Annotated in this window: 17 protein-coding genes; 9 read left to right on the top strand and 8 right to left on the bottom strand. The window is 54.0% G+C overall.

The annotated features are described in order from the left end of the window. Positions 1 to 16: 16 nt before the first annotated feature. The 6 genes from ABTW62_RS02375 to cheA form a co-directional block, all read right to left on the bottom strand. Positions 17 to 532: a Csu type fimbrial protein gene (locus ABTW62_RS02375; RefSeq protein WP_430902973.1), complete on the bottom strand. Its 516-nt coding sequence runs from the start codon at positions 530 to 532 to the stop codon at positions 17 to 19. Between the two features lie 19 nt (positions 533 to 551). Beyond that, complete coding sequence (locus tag ABTW62_RS02370) at positions 552 to 1,406, bottom strand: CheR family methyltransferase (RefSeq protein WP_430902972.1); 855 nt, start codon at positions 1,404 to 1,406, stop codon at positions 552 to 554. Positions 1,407 to 1,572: 166 nt separating this feature from the next. Next, entirely contained in the window at positions 1,573 to 3,894 is a 2,322-nt protein-coding gene (locus ABTW62_RS02365) for a methyl-accepting chemotaxis protein (RefSeq protein WP_430902971.1), read from the bottom strand. A 63-nt stretch (positions 3,895 to 3,957) separates the two neighbouring features. Further along, positions 3,958 to 6,222: a methyl-accepting chemotaxis protein gene (locus tag ABTW62_RS02360; protein ID WP_430902970.1), complete on the bottom strand. Its 2,265-nt coding sequence runs from the start codon at positions 6,220 to 6,222 to the stop codon at positions 3,958 to 3,960. A 388-nt stretch (positions 6,223 to 6,610) separates the two neighbouring features. Next, complete coding sequence (locus ABTW62_RS02355) at positions 6,611 to 7,120, bottom strand: chemotaxis protein CheW (RefSeq protein ID WP_430902969.1); 510 nt, start codon at positions 7,118 to 7,120, stop codon at positions 6,611 to 6,613. Positions 7,121 to 7,218: 98 nt separating this feature from the next. Beyond that, positions 7,219 to 9,438 carry a chemotaxis protein CheA gene (gene cheA, locus ABTW62_RS02350; protein WP_430902968.1) on the bottom strand — a complete coding sequence of 740 codons (2,220 nt, stop codon included), beginning with the start codon at positions 9,436 to 9,438 and terminating at the stop codon, positions 7,219 to 7,221. Between the two features lie 234 nt (positions 9,439 to 9,672). On the opposite strand from cheA, the gene ABTW62_RS02345 reads away from it, so the two are divergent. From ABTW62_RS02345 to ABTW62_RS02320, 6 genes are all read left to right on the top strand, one after another. Then, complete coding sequence (locus ABTW62_RS02345; protein WP_430902967.1) at positions 9,673 to 10,122, top strand: hypothetical protein; 450 nt, start codon at positions 9,673 to 9,675, stop codon at positions 10,120 to 10,122. Between the two features lie 89 nt (positions 10,123 to 10,211). Then, positions 10,212 to 10,835, top strand: a complete 624-nt coding sequence (locus ABTW62_RS02340; RefSeq protein WP_430902966.1) for a ubiquinone biosynthesis accessory factor UbiJ — start codon at positions 10,212 to 10,214, stop codon at positions 10,833 to 10,835. A gap of 77 nt (positions 10,836 to 10,912) precedes the next feature. Continuing rightward, positions 10,913 to 12,427 carry a ubiquinone biosynthesis regulatory protein kinase UbiB gene (gene ubiB, locus ABTW62_RS02335; protein ID WP_430902965.1) on the top strand — a complete coding sequence of 505 codons (1,515 nt, stop codon included), beginning with the start codon at positions 10,913 to 10,915 and terminating at the stop codon, positions 12,425 to 12,427. Between the two features lie 472 nt (positions 12,428 to 12,899). After that, positions 12,900 to 13,208: a (2Fe-2S) ferredoxin domain-containing protein gene (locus tag ABTW62_RS02330; RefSeq protein ID WP_430902964.1), complete on the top strand. Its 309-nt coding sequence runs from the start codon at positions 12,900 to 12,902 to the stop codon at positions 13,206 to 13,208. A 265-nt stretch (positions 13,209 to 13,473) separates the two neighbouring features. Beyond that, the gene (locus tag ABTW62_RS02325; protein WP_430902963.1) at positions 13,474 to 14,094 is read left to right on the top strand and encodes an alpha/beta hydrolase; all 621 of its coding nucleotides are present in this window, start codon (positions 13,474 to 13,476) and stop codon (positions 14,092 to 14,094) included. A gap of 66 nt (positions 14,095 to 14,160) precedes the next feature. Further along, complete coding sequence (locus ABTW62_RS02320; protein WP_430902962.1) at positions 14,161 to 14,388, top strand: hypothetical protein; 228 nt, start codon at positions 14,161 to 14,163, stop codon at positions 14,386 to 14,388. 264 nt (positions 14,389 to 14,652) lie between these two features. Here the strand turns inward: ABTW62_RS02320 and ABTW62_RS02315 are convergent, their stop codons facing one another. Together ABTW62_RS02315 and ABTW62_RS02310 are read right to left on the bottom strand one after the other, a co-directional pair. Next, on the bottom strand, positions 14,653 to 14,994 hold the full coding sequence (locus tag ABTW62_RS02315; protein WP_430902961.1) for a hypothetical protein: 342 nt from the start codon (positions 14,992 to 14,994) through the stop codon (positions 14,653 to 14,655). Next, entirely contained in the window at positions 14,970 to 16,298 is a 1,329-nt protein-coding gene (locus tag ABTW62_RS02310; protein WP_430902960.1) for an aminopeptidase P N-terminal domain-containing protein, read from the bottom strand. Before ABTW62_RS02310 ends, ABTW62_RS02315 begins: the two co-directional genes overlap by 25 nt. 40 nt (positions 16,299 to 16,338) lie before the next feature. Here ABTW62_RS02310 and ABTW62_RS02305 point away from each other — a divergent pair, with 40 nt between their 5' ends. The 3 genes from ABTW62_RS02305 (at position 16,339) to ABTW62_RS02295 (ending at position 18,157) form a co-directional block, all read left to right on the top strand. After that, positions 16,339 to 16,512, top strand: a complete 174-nt coding sequence (locus tag ABTW62_RS02305; protein WP_430902959.1) for a hypothetical protein — start codon at positions 16,339 to 16,341, stop codon at positions 16,510 to 16,512. Between the two features lie 229 nt (positions 16,513 to 16,741). Then, complete coding sequence (rpe, locus tag ABTW62_RS02300; protein WP_430902958.1) at positions 16,742 to 17,422, top strand: ribulose-phosphate 3-epimerase; 681 nt, start codon at positions 16,742 to 16,744, stop codon at positions 17,420 to 17,422. Positions 17,423 to 17,440: 18 nt separating this feature from the next. Next, complete coding sequence (locus ABTW62_RS02295) at positions 17,441 to 18,157, top strand: phosphoglycolate phosphatase (RefSeq protein WP_430902957.1); 717 nt, start codon at positions 17,441 to 17,443, stop codon at positions 18,155 to 18,157. The last annotated feature ends 68 nt before the right edge of the window (positions 18,158 to 18,225 follow it).

Here is an 18,225-nt window from a genome sequence, read left to right as displayed (position 1 = left end):
CCATGATGCCAGTGGTTTAAAAATCCAACGTGACTGTTATGGTATCAGCATAAGCTCCGGCCGGCGCAGGCTGTCCACTGAATACCCTGCCATAGACATTATGAACCGTTGGTGCGGCCACAGCAGTGGCGCCGAGCGTGTCGGTTCCTATTGTATTCCCCCAGAGAGTGGTCCGGCTTGCATCCTGATACAAGGTATATTCCAGTGTATTGCTACCCGAAGTCATCTTGCGGACCGATACCGTCGCACCATCCCCTATCCCGGCATTGAGCCCAATGGTGTAAGGCGTGCCCGTTGTGCAGGTGACAGTGACGGTATTGGCGCCATCCAGATCGGAAGCAGCAGTTGGATCATAATTACCAAAAGCCAAGGGTGTTGCTTCCACCAGGCAACTGGTATCTACCGTGGCAGATACTGAGAAAGTGGTTGTAGCCGTTTCGCTGTACGCTGTCTGGCTTAAGCTGAGCACCCACGCGACAACTACGATTACCAGCAATCGGCGACCAGTCAAATTTTTAATAGCAAAATACATAAATTTCAAAAAATTCAAGTCAAACATTTTTTTGAACCGACTTATAAACCGTGCGGTCACAAATCTTGATCAAATCCGCCGCATGCTGGAATACCTCCGAATGCCCCATGAACAGCAACCCATCGGGATCAAGCAAGGGTATAAATTTCTGCAGTATCCGGTATTGCGTAGGCTTATCGAAATAAATCATGACATTGCGGCAAAAGATCGCCTCGAATGGCCCGCGCAATGGCCAGGCGGCCCCCAGCAGATTGAGCTGCTTGAATGCAATCAGATCCAACAACTCCGGCCTGACCCGGACATAACCGTCACGCCCCCCGCTGCCTTTGAGAAAAAAGCGCTTGATCCGCTCCTGGGACATGCTTTCCAGCCGCTCCATCGGGTACACACCCTGGCGGGCAGTCGCCAGCACGTTGGTATCGATATCGGTGGCAAGGATGCGCACAGGTGGCTTGAATGAACCGAAGGTCTCGACCATGGTGATTGCCATGGAATACGCTTCTTCTCCAGTCGAACATGCGCTGCACCAGAGCTTCATCAGCTTGCCGGTTCTTTTCCTCTTCATGTGTTCGGCCAATATCGGAAAATGGTGCGCTTCCCGGAAAAAAGCGGTCAGATTGGTTGTCAGCGCATTGACGAATGCCTCCCATTCCTCATCTTCACTATTGCTTTCCAAACGCAGCAAATAATCGCCGAAACTCTGTGCGCCTGTCATGCGCAAGCGGCGGGACAACCGGGTATAGACCATTTCCTGCCGGTTATCTGCCAGAGCGATGCCAGCGCGAGCGTAGATCATTTTTTTGACCGACTCAAAATCTCGCAAGGAAAAGGCATATTCACGGGAGGTTTGCTCAAACTGAGGCTCTGCACTCATAGGATACTTTCGCTATAAAAGTTAAGTGGGACGTACCAAATCCAAGGATGTATCTGAACAGCATCCGGCAGAAGATTCAGCCATGCATAATCATGCGTGGCCGAATCTTCCCTGCGTCATCCCCAAACTTCTGGTGTGCCTCCATACCGTATCATCACCTGTCGGCTCAAAACTCTTCCCACTCCCCATCAGTGCCGGTTTTGGCTGGCGTGCCAGCCTTGCCAGATTTACCCCCACCCCTGGCACGCGGCAACCGCTCGACATTGGTTGCCCGGTTCGGGCCACGCCGTTCAACAAATGCCGGCGCATGGGTCTTTACCTGCCCCATGCCTTGCTCCAGTTTGAAACTGGTCACTGCCCGCGCCAGCTGTTCCGCCTGTTCACGCATCGATTCCGATGCGGCCGCTGCCTGTTCGACCAATGCCGCATTCTGCTGGGTAATTTCATCCATCTGGGTAATCGCCTGGTTGACCTGCTCGATGCCCAGGCTTTGCTCCTGCGAAGCAGCCGAGATTTCGCCCATGATGTCGGTCACACGCTTGACCGACAGCACGATTTCTTCCATTGTCTTGCCTGCCTGATCCACCAGCTGGGTGCCATCTTCGACCTTGTGCACCGAGTTGCCGATCAGCTCCTTGATTTCCTTGGCGGCGGCTGCCGAACGCTGCGCCAGGGTACGCACTTCGGTTGCCACCACCGCAAAGCCACGCCCCTGCTCACCCGCGCGCGCCGCTTCCACCGCCGCGTTCAAGGCCAGAATATTGGTCTGGAAAGCGATGCCATCGATCACGCTGATGATGTCGACGATTTTCTTCGAGCTGTCGTTGATCGCGCTCATGGTCTGCACCACCTGGCCGACTACGTCGCCCCCTCTGACTGCCACATCCGAAGCTGACGCCGCCAGCTGATTGGCCTGGCGGGCATTGTCCGCATTCTGCTTCACGGTCGAAGTCAGCTCTTCCATACTGGCCGCCGTCTGTTCCAGGTTGGCCGCCTGCTCTTCGGTACGTTGCGACAAATCGACATTGCCATCGGCAATCTCTTTCGAGGCCGTGCCGATCAGTTCCGCCGCTTCCTTGATCTGGCCAATGATGCTCGTCAATTGGGCAATCGTGACATTGGAATCCTCCTGCAATTTGCCGAACATGCCCTGGTATTCGCCTCGCATTTGCTGGGCCAGGTTCCCATCCGCCAGCGCGCCCAGGACATTCGCCAGTTCGTTCAATCCGTTGGAGGTGGTGGCCATGAGCTGATTGATACCTTCAGCCAGCTGCTTGAAGAACCCTTCCTTGTCTTCCAGTGGCAAGCGTTTGCCGAAGTCACCTGCCACGGCCGCCCGCACAATCTCCACCACTTCTTTCTCGACTGTCAATTCCTGCGTGCGGTCTCGCCATTCGACCGCCGCGCCAGCCCGCTCGCCAGCTTCGTTCATGACCGGCATCAATATCAGTGAATAGGTACGCTTGCCCATCTTGACATTGTCGATTTGCTGAGGCTGCGACAATTCGGCCAGGCGTGGTTTCAACTTGCTTAACACTGCCGTCTCGTCTGTTGTACTCGCCAGGATTTTGCGCACCAGACGGTTCATAAAGATGACAGTGCCTGAAGTATCTGAAATCATCACCGCCGAGGTGGCGATATCGAGCGCGTTACGAACGCGCAAATTCTCGATATTCATCCGTTTGGTTTCCGCAAAGTCAATCCCGGCGCGGATTTGCATGGACTTCAAGGACTCAGTCAGGCGGCCGATTTCATCATGGTTGGCCACCGTAATCTGGGAGGTATAGTCGCCTTGTGCCATTTTTTCCAGATGCCCGATCAGGGTATTGACCGGCTGCTGAATCGCGCGATACAACATGGCCGCCATCCCGCCCGCGAGGCCCAAGCTGATTATCATTCCGGCATAGGCCAGTCCAGCATGTTGCGGCATCAGCCAGGCCGATACCGCCATACCCAATGCAGGTACGGTGGCCAGCAAGGCAATCCGGGCACGCAGAGAGACCCGACCAATTTTTTGCCTGATCGCGCCCCAAAATCCCTCTGCAATCACCTCGCCTGCCACGATGCGCACTTTTGCCCGCCCTTCGCGCATTTCCTGGTACAGCTTCTCGGCGGCCTGAATCTGCTCACGGGTTGGCTTGCTGCGCACGGACATATGCCCGGTAATCCGGCCCTGCTCCTTGATCGGGGTAGCGTTGGCATAAACCCAGTAATAGCCACCATCCTTGCTGCGATTCTTGACCATCCCACTCCAGGGTTTGCCCTGCTTGAGCGTATGCCAGAAATCCTCGAACGCCTCGGGTGGCATGTCCGGATGGCGCACAATATTGTGCGCCTGCCCGATCAGCTCCTGCTCGGTATAGCCGCTGATATCAACAAAAGGCTGATTGATATAGTTGATCACACCCTTGGGGGTCGTCCGGGAAACGAGATATTCTCCATCCTTCATTTCCTTCCCTACATTGGTGATCGGCATGTTGATCCGCATTACATGGTCTCCCGTATTGACTCAGTTCTTCGCTATAAAACGCTAACCCATTCCCTCGACTGTTCAGAATTCTTCCCAGTCTCCATCAGTTCCGGTTCTGGCAGGCGCTGAAGCTGTTGGTTTGCCGGTCTTGGCGGTTTTGCTGCCGCCCTTGGCATGCGGCAATCGTTCGACATTGGCTGCCCGGTTCGGACCACGCCGTTCAACAAATGCAGAAGGATGGGCCTTCGCCTGTCCCATGCCCTGCTCCAGCTTGAAGGCAGCCACTGCGCGCGCCAACTGATCCGCCTGCTCGCGCATTGATTCCGATGCGGCCGCCGCCTGTTCGACCAGCGCCGCATTCTGCTGGGTGATTTCGTCCATTTGGGTAATCGCCTGGTTGACCTGCTCGATACCCAGGCTCTGCTCCTGCGAGGCGGCCGAGATTTCGCCCATGATGTCGGTCACACGTTTGACCGACAGCACGACTTCTTCCATCGTCTTGCCAGCCTGATCCACCAGCTGAGTACCATCCTCGACCTTATGCACCGAATTACCGATCAGCTCCTTGATTTCTCTGGCTGCTGCCGCCGAGCGCTGCGCCAGAGTGCGCACTTCTGTCGCCACTACCGCAAAGCCTCGGCCCTGCTCACCCGCGCGTGCCGCTTCCACTGCCGCATTCAGCGCCAGAATATTCGTCTGGAAGGCAATCCCATCTATCACGCTGATAATGTCGACTATTTTCTTCGAACTATCGTTGATCGCGCTCATGGTTTGCACTACCTGGCCGACCACATCGCCCCCTCTGACCGCCACATCCGAGGCCGATGCCGCCAGCTGATTGGCCTGGCGCGCATTGTCCGCATTTTGTTTCACTGTCGAGGTCAACTGCTCCATGCTGGCAGCGGTCTCTTCCAGGTTGGCCGCCTGCTCTTCGGTGCGTTGCGACAAATCGACATTGCCATCGGCAATCTCTTTCGAGGCCGTGCCGATCAGTTCCGCGGCTTCCTTGATCTGCCCAATGATGCTCGTCAATTGTGCAATCGTAATATTCGAGTCATCCTTCATTTGCGCGAACATACCCTGGTACTCATTGGTGATTTTCTGTGTCAAATCGCCATCAGCCAGAGCATCCAGAATACGGATCATGTCTTTCAGACCTGTTTCGCACACATGCATCAGCTGGTTCAAACCATCGACCATTTTATGGAATTCATGCTGATACCTGTCCGCCTTGCCACGACGCGAGAAATCACCCGCCACCGCGCCATCCACCAGGTACTTGATTTCGCCATTAATGGCCTGCAGGCTGGTTTTAACCTTGTTCATTGCTTCGGTGATTTGCGCTTCTTCACCCGGCAGTTTGTCCATATCCATCGACAAATCACCCTGTGCGTAGCGCGAAATGACTTCCACCAGCCGTTTCTTGACCGCCAGATGTGCAGACACTAACTCGTTGGTCGCTGCAGCAATCTCGCCATAACTGCCAGGGAACTGTCCCACTGGAATGCGATGGCTGATCAAGCCCAGGTCATGCTGCTTCTTCATCTGCTGCTGCGCTTCGGAAAAACTATTCAATACTGCGGCCATCTTGCGCATTGCCTGCAACAACACTGACATTTCATCACGCCCAGTGACCTCAATCCTTTGATCCAGCTGACCGGTAGCAATGCCTTCCGCCACCTTGACCGCCTGGTTGATCGAACGGCTGATCGCACCAATCAGGACAAACCCGAACACGCCCGCAAACAGGACACCCAATACAATTGCAGTGATCGCCGTCATCAGCATTTTGGAAAAATCTGCCTGGGCGAGCGCATACTCTTCCGCTGCAACCCGTTCCTGCAATTCGATCAAATGAAACAACGTATCATGCACGGCATCGAACTTGCCGCCCGCATCCTTGACCATATTTTCGATGGCAGCTTCAAAATCACCGTTGATGGCCAAATTCAGTGTGTGATTGCGTGATGCCTGATAATTTTTCCACTGTTCGGTGAAGCGGTTAGCCAATGATTGCTCTTCGGAGGTGAGATAAGTTGAACTGAATTTCTGCCAACGCTGATTAACGTCGGTATCGACTTCCACCACCGATGCCGCGCGTTGACGGGCGGCATCGGTATTCCTCAGATTGGCGGCCATGACCGCGTGCAAACGGATCTGCTGCATGCTATCCAGCACATGTGACAAATCCGATAGCGGCACAGTCCGATCTTCGTAGACCGTTTCCAGTTTTGCGTTGGATTGATACATACCATACAGCCCCATGGCACCGATCCCTATCAGCAGCAACGACAACGCGCCAATGATCAAAACCAGCCGGGACTTGATCGTCATATTTTGCAACATATTTACTCCTTACACTCGATGTGACTCGCTAACAGAATAATTACCCGTTTTTTCATGCTCTTGCCTAGTACTCCGTTCCGCCAATTAGCTTACAAATGAAATCGATGGATTCGCCTGCCAGGCTAGGAGGCTGTCCGAGAATAGACTGATCTACTGCGGACGAGCCTGATTGGCTGGATTTTTCGATCCTTTTCGTTGAATAGAATGACTATTCGCCTCAAATGATCGAAAAATCCAGCCAATCAGCCTTGCCCTCGCTACGATCGCTATTCTCGGACAGCCTCCTAGGCGCAAACCGCAGTCATAGCCGTAGCTATGGCGAGGATTTGCAACAACGCATGACAGGCGAAGGCGCGATTTCATGTAAGCGGTTTGGCGGAACGGAGTACTAGGCACTCACCTGTTCCAACAAACCCATTTCACGACTGCTCATGAGCTTTTCGATATCCACCAAAATCAACATGCGGTTATCCACGGTACCCAACCCCATGATGTATTCGGTGTCGATGACCGCGCCGAACTCCGGGGTGTCTCGTAACTGTTCAGTTTCCAGATTGATGACGTCGGAGACCCCGTCCACGACGATGCCTACCACGCGCCCAGACAAATTCAATATGATGACGACGGTAAATTGGTCGTAATGCGCTTCGCCCAGATTGAATTTGATGCGCATATCGACAATCGGCACAATCACGCCGCGCAGATTGACCACACCCTTGATAAATTCCGGAGCATTGGCAATACGTGTGATCGCGTCATAGCCACGAATTTCCTGGACTTTCAAAATTTCAATACCATATTCCTCCTTGCCCAACCGAAAAGTCAGAAATTCGCTGCTGGAAGAATTGTGGGTCGCATTTAAAGATTCACTTGCACTAGCGGCTTGTGTTTGCTGCATGTTCCTTGCTCCTCGTGTATGCATAGAATGGAATAGGCTTAATCGGCATTTTCAGCAGGAATTTGACCCAAACGCCAAGCATTCATGAACGTTTCCGATCAGGCCGCATCAACCATTCTCTGTTTGGTGACATGGACCAATCCCACCGCATCGAGTATCAAGGCGACACTGCCGTCGCCCATGATGGTCGCGCCGGATACGCCCTGCACCCGGCGATAATTGCTTTCCAGGCTTTTGATCACGACCTGATGCTGACCGACCAGGGTATCGACGAACATGGCGGCCTTGCTCCCCTCGGCATCGAGAATCACGAGAATGCCTTCGTGTATCTCCTGTACGGCAGGCTGCAAGTGAAAGACCTCATGCAGCGCGATGACCGGCAAGTACTCTCCGCGCACTTGCACGACCCTGCCCTGTCCTCTGACGGTCTTGATATCCGCGGCAGCGGGCTTGAGCGATTCGGTGATATAGGTGAGCGGCACGATAAACAGCTGATCGCCGACTGCCACTGACAGTCCGTCCAGAATCGCCAGGGTCAATGGCAAGCGTATCGATATTCTGGTGCCTTGTCCGGCAACAGAATCAATTTCGACCCGTCCGCCCAGTCCCTGGATATTGCGCTTGACGACATCCATGCCGACACCGCGTCCGGAGACATCGGTGATCGCATCCGCCGTCGAGAAACCTGCCTCAAAGATCAGCATCCAGACATCCTGGTCCGGCATGTTATCGCTGACAGCCAAGCCGCGGCTGCGCGCCTTCGCCAGAATTTTTTCGCGGTTCAGACCTGCGCCGTCGTCGGCCACTTCGATGACGATACTGCCGCCTTGATGCGACGCGCGCAGGGTGATCGTGCCTTTGGCCGGCTTGCCCATCGCTTCCCTTTTATCCGGCGCTTCAATCCCGTGATCCAGGCTGTTGCGGATCAGATGCGTCAGCGGATCGGTGATCTTCTCGATCAATCCTTTATCCAGCTCAGTGCCTTCTCCCACCGTTTTGAGATCGACCTGCTTATTGAGTTTGGAGGCAACATCCCGCACCACGCGCGGGAAACGACTGAAAACAAAGCTGATCGGCATCATGCGAATCGACATGACCGCTTCCTGCAAATCACGGGTATTGCGTTCCAGCTGGTTCAGGCCGTTAATCAGTTTCTCGTAAATCACCGGATCGATCTGGGAAGCGGTCTGCGCCAGCATCGCCTGAGTAATCACGAGTTCACCGACCAGATTGATCATCTGATCGACTTTTTCGATGCTGACACGTATCGAGGAAGACTCGTTATTAGCCGCTTTGGTTGGCTCAGCCGGCTTCTTGGACGACTGGCCACTGGCAGATGCATCAGCAGCTGACTGATCATCCCGGGCGACTGCCGCATCGACAGCCAAGGATTCATCATTCCCGGCTCCGGAAAGGTTCTGAGCGTTCTCATCAAAGGGGGCCGGTGAACCCTGCAGCGCAACTTCCTGATCGGTTTCGTCCGTTCGCCCGGTTAGCGATGCGTCATTCTGTTCACTTTCTGACCCTGGATCCGGTGATTGGACTGCAGAGGCAGCCGCCTCCTGTCTGATCGAAAGACTGACAGGATCAACGATAAAGACCAGCGCTTCCCAGGTATCCTCCTCGCTCATCTGGGTAGTCAGCCGCAATACACACCGATCGCCGCTATCAGGGGCAGTCAGATTTTCCAATACACCCTGGCAAGCTAAATCGTGCAGCAGCTTTTGCTTGACGCGTTCCGCCAGATCACCACAGGCGAATTCGATGTGATAAGTTACGGCAGGTTGGGTGGACTTATCTTCGCTTGCAGCCAGCTGCGTTGCCTGTGGCTGAGCGGGACTATGCCCGGCAGACTCACCGTCCGCAGCGAGAGCGGCCCCGGTCTCTTGCTCAGGCACAACCGGTGCGGACACACCCTGTTCCTGGGCTGTTTCCACCATTAACGCTTTTAACTTCTGAGCGACTGCCGCGGCTTCTTCGGCATCCGCCTTATCCAAGCCACGATGCCCATCCAGCTGTTTTTTCAGGACGTCCCCCGCTTGCAAGAAGGCATCGACCATCTCGCTGCGAATTTCGAGCTCACCTTTGCGTAACTTGTCCAGCAATGATTCCAGCATGTGGGTCATCTCCGTCATATCCGTAAATCCAAATGTGCCCGCTCCGCCTTTTATGGAATGCGCCACCCTGAAAATGGCATTCAAATCTTCTGCATCCGGCGACTGAATATCCAGTCCGAGCAGGCGTGATTCCATTTCGGCCAGCAGCTCGCTGGCTTCCTCAAAAAATATCTGGTAAAACTGTTCTAAATCGGTACTCATAGAGACTCCCGTCTAAAATTTTGCAACAGCTTACTGCACGGAGAAAATTCATATCGCATCGAATAAACTAATAAACGGGTGTTAATTCTCGTAGGATTTTGTTTATTCGAAACAGAAGGACGCCATTAGGCGCTAAAATGGGCGGATAAATTGCATTGCCAACCCTTTTGAATACCTTGTAATATCGCAAGGTGAAACTTTATTTATCATTTAAAACCGGGTAGTGAAAATAAAATGACGCGGCGTTGTTACGTGATCAGACAACAGGATAAAAATACGGCGGTAGCCTTTATCGACAGCCAGATCGATAAGAATCCAAAGTGGCTCGGCTTGGTTGAATCACAGTGCGTTATCGCTGAACAGGAGTATCGCGAGACCAAGGCCGATTCCACCAGTCTCAATGCCTGGTGCCGAAAATGGCTGAATGAAACGCAATGGGGGCAGATTAAAGATGCCATCAATACCGCCAGGACACAGCAAGAGGAATTGAAACGCATACAGCCTCATCGCACGATCAGCCTGACGCATCAGGCCTGGCAGATACTCTCCGATCTTGCCCGGCAAGAAGGCATTACGCTCTCGGAAGTGATCGTCAACCGGCTTGGCAAGGAATGGATGACCGTTTTTGTACGCGCCGACTCACGCTATGACAATGCGCAACTCAACCGCCGCGCCAGATCCTGATCATGCAATGCTCGTCTGACATATCGTCCTGCCGGTCATTGCATGATAGCCATATGCTTTGGGTATTTAGGCAATTACTGTAATCTTCGATGCTGACTCATATCCTGACCCCTTCATTTAACCGTCTGATCGACAAAGCGGCATGGGCCCGCGAGCGGTTGCAGTCCCATGCGGGACAATCCGTGCGCTTTGAAATCGAATCCTTGTTGACCCTGGACTTCAGGATCGAATCAGATGGTCATGTCATGCCTGCGAACCATGGTGAAGCAGCTGATGCCATATTGACCCTCACACCCGATCTACTGGCCCGGCTTGCAGCTAACGACAAGCAGGCATTCCACGAAATCTCGCTGAATGGCGATCCAACACTGACGGAAACATTGTTATACTTGGGGAAGATACTACCCAGCGAAATCGAAGCGGATTTGAGCGTACTCATCGGTGATGTCTTGTCCCACCGTGCGGTTCAAGCGGGGCAAGGACTGCTTCACTGGCATCTGCAAAGTGCGCACAATATTTCGCAAGCTCTTGCCAGATTTCTTGCTGAAGAGCAGCCCGTGATAGCCAGCAGAAACCAGCTTGATCAACTTGCGTCTGAAACTGAGGCGCTGCAAGAGCAGGTTTCACGGCTTGAAACAAGAATTCAGGCACTCGCTATCCCGCACAAACCTCAGACTGAAAACAATCGCTTATCCTTGGCCAATCAACGATGAAGCCTTGCATGACGTGGCATAGCATTATGCTGCACGCGATCCATCGCCCGCAAATTTACTGACTCAACCCATTATTCATGCGTTTCTTCCGCCTCCTGAAAATCATCCTGACCGCCTTCCGTTTTGGTCTGGATGAAATTTTGCTCAGCCAGACTCGTCTGCGTGCGCTCAAAGCGATTTCCCTACTGTTGCCATTCCGTGCGCGTCTTAAATTGCCGCGTGCTGTCCGGCTGCGTTTAGCGCTGGAAGCTTTGGGGCCGATTTTCATCAAATTCGGCCAGATGCTCTCCACTCGCCGGGATCTGCTGGCGCAGGATTTTGCCGATGAGCTGGCCTGGCTGCAGGATCGCGTGCCCCCTTTCCCATCGGAACAAGCGATCAAGCTGCTGGAAACCGTTTATGGCCGGTCAGTCTACGAAGTATTTCTGGAGTTCGAAAGCGAACCGGTAGCGAGCGCGTCCGTCGCACAGGTGCATTACGCAATCCTGCAGGACGGCACCCGCGCAGCCGTCAAGATTCTGCGGCCCGACATCGCGCCAGTCATTCATCATGACGTCGCGCTGATGGAAACCGGCGCCTGGCTGCTTGAATCCATCTGGCTGGATGGCAAGCGCCTGAAACTGCGCGAAGTGGTCTCAGAATTCGCCCGCCATTTGGAAGATGAACTCGATCTCATCCGCGAAGCTGCCAATTGCAGTCAGCTGCGCCGCAATTTCATGAATTCTCCTTTGCTGTTGGTGCCCGAAGTTTACTGGGATTACTGTCACCCGGAAGTCATGGTCATGGAGCGCGTCATCGGCACACCAATCAGCCATGTTGCAACATTGCGCGAAAAAGAGATCGATATTCCTCAACTGGCCCGCATGGGCGTGGAAATTTTCTTCACACAGGTTTTCCGTGATGGATATTTCCATGCCGACATGCACCCCGGCAATATTTTCGTAGGCGACGATGGCCGCTACATCGCAGTGGATTTCGGCATCATGGGATCGCTGAGCGATCAGGACAAGAATTATCTGGCACAAAATTTCCTGGCATTCTTTCGTCGTGATTACCGCCGTGTGGCGCAGGCACATATTGAGGCTGGCTGGGCCCCAAGAAACACGCGCGTGGATGATTTCGAGGCGGCGATCCGGGCTGTGTGCGAACCCATCTTCGACCGCCCCTTAAAGGAAATCTATTTTGGCCGCATCTTGCTGCGTTTGTTCCAGGCCTCGCGCCAATTCAATGTGGAAATCCAGCCCCAGCTGGTATTACTGCAAAAAACGCTGCTGAATGTCGAGGGACTGGGACGCGATCTGGACCCTGATCTCGACCTCTGGAAAACGGCCAAGCCTTTTCTGGAAAGCTGGATGGATGAGCAAATCGGCATGCGCGGATTTATCAGCCACATGCAAAAAGAGGCGCCCAACTGGGCGACCATTTTGCCGCAGTTCCCGCGCCTGATTCACTACAACCTGGGTCAGGAACGCTCCCAGAATCTGGAAGAAAAACTTGCCGAGCTGGTCGCACAGGAAAAACGGCAAAGCAAGCTGCTGGCTTTGCTCGCGGCGTTGATTGCAGCGTTGCTGTTGACCAACATTTATCTTTAGAAGCTGTTTGGAAATTTCTATTTTGGGTCCATCTCATCAACGTCATGTCCATGGCAGCGGTGCATGGTCACCGAAAAGCGTCTGGATGGCCGCGGCCCATTGGACCTCGCCAGGCAGGCAGCAGGAAAGATTGTCCATGGTTTTAGAAAAAGCAGTATGTAGTAACACACATCATGCTGCTGCATGATTACTCGAAGCCCTTATTTCAAAATAGTTTATTATATTAGCCGAATCTACGAGCGGCTTACTCGGGTGAACGAAACCTGAGTTTGCACCGCCATGACCCGCATTATGTTGGGACGCGTGACATAGAACAGGCGTTTCCAAACAGCTTCTTAGAACCGGCGGATGGCAAATTACGGGAGCATTTTAGATAAGCCCAATAATTGTCACCGGAACACTTGCGTTCCACGGTCCTCCAACCGCTGAAAATACCCAATATCACTTCGCACAAGCCAACCGAGAAAAATCCATGACATATTATCGGCATCATGTTTTCTTTTGCGTCAATCAGCGCCCAAATGGGGAGCGCTGTTGTAATGACTTTCAGGCCCAGGCCATGCGCGATTACGCCAAGTCGCGCATCAAGGCGCTCGGACTGAGCGGCCGGGGCAAGGTACGCATCAATAACGCCGGCTGCCTCGACCGTTGCAATGAAGGGCCGGTGATCGTGGTCTATCCAGAGGAAGTCTGGTACACCTATGTAGACCAGGAGGATATCGATGAAATCATCGAATCACACCTCCAGAACGGACAGGTGGTCGAACGTTTGAAGATTTAAGCCATGCCTGGCATGCCCAGACAGATCAGAAACGACGACGCCGCCCCATGCTTCCTCAAGCAAACGCTGAATTAATCCGGGCCTAGGAGGCTGTCCGAGAATAGCGAGGGCGAGGCTGGTTGAGTTGGATTCTTCGATCATTTGAGGCGAATAGTCATTCTATTTAACGAAAAGGATCGTAAAATCCGGCCAATCAGGCTCGTCCGCAGTAAATCAGTCTATTCTCGGACAGCCTCCTAGTCAGACTATTCTATTTCCCTCATCGATGACCCAGGAACAGAAATTATTCATCCCCGGACCGGCAGGCCGGTTGGAAGCCATCGTCACGCTCCCTGAAGCGCCCTGGCGCGGCCTGGCGGTGGTGGCCCATCCGCACCCGTTGCATCATGGCAGCATGCACAACAAGATCGTCTATATCCTGGGTAAGGCCTTCCAGGCGCAACGCTATCTCACCGTGAAATTCAATTTCCGGGGCGTCGGCAAGAGCGAAGGCCAATATGGCGCAGGCCAGGGCGAGGTCGAGGATGTCATTGCCGTCACGCAAGCCATGCACGATCGTTACGCAGCGGAATTAGGCGACACACCTTTGCTGCTGGCAGGATTCTCATTTGGTGGCGGCATTCAGGTGCATGCCGCACAACACCTGAATCCGCAAACGCTGGTACTGGTCGCGCCTTCGGTAGAACGGCTGCATGCGCCACCCGTTGCCGGTCATGCCAAGCAAGTCGTGATCATTCAGGGCGATCACGATCAAATCGTGCCCCTCCAAACCGTCCTGAACTGGGCCGCGCCCCAGAAGCTGCCGGTCACAGTCGTTCCCGGCGCCGAACATTTTTTTCATGGCAAGCTCGGTCTGCTCAAGGATATCGTGCAGCGGGCCTGTTGATCAGAAACTGTCTGGAAATGCTGAACTTGAGCGGTCGTACCGTATATATGACGCACGTGGATACGAATGGTTTTTCCAAACCGCAAGCATCTTGGCAAGCGACTCGGTATCGAAGCCAAGCTAACGTTAGGCTGGATTGCTTCGCTGCGCTCGCAAAGACGGCAGAAAACAATGGCCGTCCGCAATTTCAACTACCGTCTTGGCGAGGCCCAACGGGCTGCGGCCATCCAGATGCTTTTCGGTAAAAATAACGCTACAGTTGCCAAAGCGTTGCGCAAACTGACCTGGGATTAGCATTTTCAAACAGCTTCTCAGTTAACGGAAACCGCTTGGCTCGCAGTCGAAATCGGGGCTGGCCAGCCTCCTAGTACTCCGTTCCGCCAATTAGCTTACAAATGAAATCGATGGATTCGCCTGCCAGGCTAGGCGCAAACCGCAGTCATAGCCGTAGCTATGGCGAGGATTTGCAACAACGCATGTCAGGCGAAGGCGCGATTTCATGTAAGCGGTTTGGCGGAACGGAGTACTAGTGGAAACAACCCTGCCTACCCGGATCGATCAGTGGCGTCCGCGATTTTTGTGGTCTTCCTTGATCTCGACAATTTCCGCATCTTCGATGATCTCGCTATCTGCGCTCTGGGCATGCATCGAGCGGCGAAGCTTGCGCCGCAGCCACCACAGACGCGCACCGACAACTGTTGCCACCGCCACGAACAGCGCCAGCACAATCGAGAAAAAGAACGCACCCAGCACCACCACCACAATGGCCACCGGGATCAGTGTCAAATAAAATGCCCAGCGATTGGCCGGGGAAGCACCTGGTGACTGATTATCTTGTGCATCCCCTTGCTTATCGTATATGACTCGTCTAATGATTATTTTTCTGTAATCGTCGTGCATTGCATCCACTCCTCTATTTCGGCAATGCTTTTGGGCGCTGCCTGTGTCAGTACTTCATGGCCGGTCGATGTCACGGCGACATCGTCTTCAATCCTCACACCGATATCCCAGAAATGCGCCGGCACACCTTCTGCAGGACGGATATAGCAACCGGGTTCAACCGTCAAAGTCATCCCTGGCACCAAATCACGCCATTGACCTGCTTGCTTGTATTCACCCGCATCGTGCACATCCAGCCCCAACCAATGCCCGGTGCGATGCATATAGAATTGTTTGTAGGCTTCCGACTCCATCACAGCATCCAGACTGCCTTGACACAAGCCCAAATCGATAAATCCCTGTATCAGGACACGCAGCGCCGCCTGATGGGGCGCATCCCAGCTGTTTCCCGGTTGCACGGCATCGATTGCCGCCGCCTGGGCAGCCAGAACCAGCTCGTAGACGGCCTTCTGGGGACCGGAGAATCGGCCATTGACCGGGAAAGTGCGTGTAATGTCGGCTGCATAGCCATCGCATTCACAGCCGGCATCGATCAACAACAAGTCACCCGCTTGCAACAGCGCATGATTGTCGACATAGTGCAAGACGCAGGCATTCGCTCCGCCCGCCACAATCGGTGTATAAGCAGGCGCCTGGGCGCCCTGCCGGCGAAATTCATGCAGCAGCTCGGCCTCAATCTCGTATTCGTGCTTGCCGGGGCAGGTCGCGCGCATGGCGCGCCGGTGCGCTTGACTCGAGATCCTGGCCGCCTCGCGCATCACGGCCAGTTCATAATCGTCTTTGATTAAACGCATCTCGTCCACAAGAGCCCGCACATCACGAATTTCGGTGGGCGCCGCCACGCCCTTTCTAACCTGCCCGCGCACCTGGTTGATCCAGCCGACTATCCGCTGGTCCCAGGCCGGATCCCGTCCCAGCGCATGAAACACGGCTGGCTGATCGGCCAGAAATTCCACAGCGAGTGCATCGAGCGTGCTGATGGCATGCGCGGCATCAAAACCAAACATTTCCTGAGCAGCTTGCGGGCCGTGCCGGAAACCATCCCAGATTTCCCGCTCGGTATCCTTGTCCCGGCAAAACAAAATCTGCCGGGAAGCCGATTCGTCCTCGGCGGCAATCAACACCAGCACCGCATCAGGCTCGCGAAACCCGGTCAGGTAATAAAAATCGCTATCGAAGCGATAGGGATAATGCGCATCCCGGTTGCGCAGTTTCTCGGGAGCGGTGGGAATCACCGCCACCCCTCGCCGCATCTGTGCGAGTAAGCGCCGCCGCCGGTACATATAGGTTTGGATGGGGATCATGTAAATAAATTCTTGCAGTAATCAAAAAAGAAAGCAATCAATGAATCAAGCCGTGTCTCTGCAGCATTATCCTGGATTCAGCGATTCATTGCATTCACGAATGGATGCACGCGTCGGCTGGGCGGTGCGCAAGCGCACCCTGCGACGACGGTGGCAACAAAAATTGTTCATTTTTCTCCAGCACTTGCTTGACCTGGGGGAGGATCTCAATTGAAGTACAGCGCCTACCACGGCTATTCTCAGCAGCCATCCGAATCTCACTCGCTTAGTATGGCCATACTGCCACCCCACAAACCCCATCACACCATTCGTGTCTATTCGTGTTCATTCGTGGTTGTCTAGTCACGACCGGCACGCGCTGCTCAGTTCAAATAGCCAGGATTATTTCCGTCGCACACACATTTGCGGTTAAAATGCGGTATTTTCCCCTGAGGTTAGAAATTATGTATCGTATTGCTCCTAGTATTCTTTCGGCCAATTTTGCCAAGCTCGGCGAAGAGGTGACCCAAGTCCTGGCAGCAGGCGCCGACATCATTCACTTCGACGTCATGGACAATCATTATGTTCCCAATCTGACGATTGGCCCGCTGGTATGCGAAGCCATCCGTCCGCTGACCGATGCCATCATCGATGTCCATCTGATGGTTGAGCCTGTCGATCGCATCATCCCCGATTTCGCCAAAGCGGGCGCCAATATCATTTCCTTCCATCCGGAAGCATCCCGGCATATCGATCGCACGATCGGGCTCATCAAGGAACAGGGATGCAAGGCAGGCTTGGTTTTCAACCCAGCCACACCGCTTTCGTATCTTGACCATGTGCTGGACAAACTCGACCTGATCCTGATCATGTCGGTCAACCCCGGTTTTGGCGGCCAGGCCTTTATTCCTGAAGCGCTGAACAAATTGCGTCAGACCAGAGAGCGTATCGATGCGAGCGGCCGCGAGATTCTGCTGGAAATCGATGGTGGCGTAAAAGTGGACAATATCGCTGAAATTGCGCGCGCCGGCGCGGATACGTTTGTGGCTGGATCGGCTATTTACGGTGCAGGCAAGGACAGCGATCCGCACCGCTACGATAGTGTCATCGCCGCCATGCGGGCAGAACTGGCTAAAGTCGCTTAATTCAGATTCGTCAACTCCATGAACCATAACAATCTACAACCGTCTCTCCAGGTCATGTTCCCGCTCCCGCTCAAGGCGGTCGTCATCGATCTGGATGGCACCTTGCTGGATACTGCACAGGATCTCGCGCTGGCTGCCAATGAAATGTTACAGGCACTGAACATGGAAGCGTTGCCGGCAGCGACCATCCAAACATTTATCGGCAAAGGTGTGCCCAAACTGGTCAAACGCACGCTGACCAACAGCCTGGATGGTGAACCGGAGCCTGCATTGTTCGCGCAGGCCCTGCCCATTTACGAGCGCTGTTACGCAAAGAACCTGCATGTGCATACCCGTCCCTACCCGGGCGTGATCAACGGACTCGATCAACTCCGGCAGAATGGCTATCACCTGGTCTGCATCACCAACAAGGCCGAAGCGTTCACCCTGCCGCTGCTGCGCGCGACGGGCCTGCTGGATTATTTCGAACTTGTGCTCTCCGGCGACAGTTTACCCAAGAAAAAGCCGGATCCCCTTCCACTGCTGCATGCATGCAAACATTTCGGCATTTCACCCGATGCAGCGCTGCTGATTGGCGATTCGCTGAATGATGCCATCGCCGCACGTGCGGCCGGCTGCCACATTTTTTGTGTGCCCTACGGCTATAACGAGGGACGCGATGTCCATGAACTCGATTGTGATGCAGTGGTTGATTCGATTCTCGACGCTTCCAAGTTGATCGTCTATCAAGCATGAAATCATGTATGCGGGATCGTCTGCCAGCCAGACCGACCAGTCAAGCGATCCAGCCACATCAACTCTAA

The organism is Nitrosomonas sp. ANs5, from assembly GCF_050584665.1.
In the GTDB taxonomy this organism is placed as follows: domain Bacteria; phylum Pseudomonadota; class Gammaproteobacteria; order Burkholderiales; family Nitrosomonadaceae; genus Nitrosomonas.
Note: the sequence above shows the minus strand (reverse complement) of the source record. Positions and strands in the feature narration are given on the sequence as shown.

Coding starts and splice junctions, on each gene's coding strand:
- cheA (WP_430902968.1), bottom strand. CDS start 9,438: ATGAGTACCGATTTAGAACAGTTTTACCAGATATTTTTTGAGGAAGCC.
- ABTW62_RS02295 (WP_430902957.1), top strand. CDS start 17,441: ATGAACCATAACAATCTACAACCGTCTCTCCAGGTCATGTTCCCGCTC.
- ABTW62_RS02305 (WP_430902959.1), top strand. CDS start 16,339: ATGAATCAAGCCGTGTCTCTGCAGCATTATCCTGGATTCAGCGATTCA.
- ABTW62_RS02345 (WP_430902967.1), top strand. CDS start 9,673: ATGACGCGGCGTTGTTACGTGATCAGACAACAGGATAAAAATACGGCG.
- ABTW62_RS02360 (WP_430902970.1), bottom strand. CDS start 6,222: ATGTTGCAAAATATGACGATCAAGTCCCGGCTGGTTTTGATCATTGGC.
- ABTW62_RS02315 (WP_430902961.1), bottom strand. CDS start 14,994: ATGCACGACGATTACAGAAAAATAATCATTAGACGAGTCATATACGAT.
- rpe (WP_430902958.1), top strand. CDS start 16,742: ATGTATCGTATTGCTCCTAGTATTCTTTCGGCCAATTTTGCCAAGCTC.
- ABTW62_RS02325 (WP_430902963.1), top strand. CDS start 13,474: ATGACCCAGGAACAGAAATTATTCATCCCCGGACCGGCAGGCCGGTTG.
- ABTW62_RS02320 (WP_430902962.1), top strand. CDS start 14,161: ATGGTTTTTCCAAACCGCAAGCATCTTGGCAAGCGACTCGGTATCGAA.
- ABTW62_RS02365 (WP_430902971.1), bottom strand. CDS start 3,894: ATGCGGATCAACATGCCGATCACCAATGTAGGGAAGGAAATGAAGGAT.
- ABTW62_RS02375 (WP_430902973.1), bottom strand. CDS start 532: ATGTATTTTGCTATTAAAAATTTGACTGGTCGCCGATTGCTGGTAATC.
- ABTW62_RS02330 (WP_430902964.1), top strand. CDS start 12,900: ATGACATATTATCGGCATCATGTTTTCTTTTGCGTCAATCAGCGCCCA.
- ABTW62_RS02355 (WP_430902969.1), bottom strand. CDS start 7,120: ATGCAGCAAACACAAGCCGCTAGTGCAAGTGAATCTTTAAATGCGACC.
- ABTW62_RS02370 (WP_430902972.1), bottom strand. CDS start 1,406: ATGAGTGCAGAGCCTCAGTTTGAGCAAACCTCCCGTGAATATGCCTTT.
- ubiB (WP_430902965.1), top strand. CDS start 10,913: ATGCGTTTCTTCCGCCTCCTGAAAATCATCCTGACCGCCTTCCGTTTT.
- ABTW62_RS02310 (WP_430902960.1), bottom strand. CDS start 16,298: ATGATCCCCATCCAAACCTATATGTACCGGCGGCGGCGCTTACTCGCA.
- ABTW62_RS02340 (WP_430902966.1), top strand. CDS start 10,212: ATGCTGACTCATATCCTGACCCCTTCATTTAACCGTCTGATCGACAAA.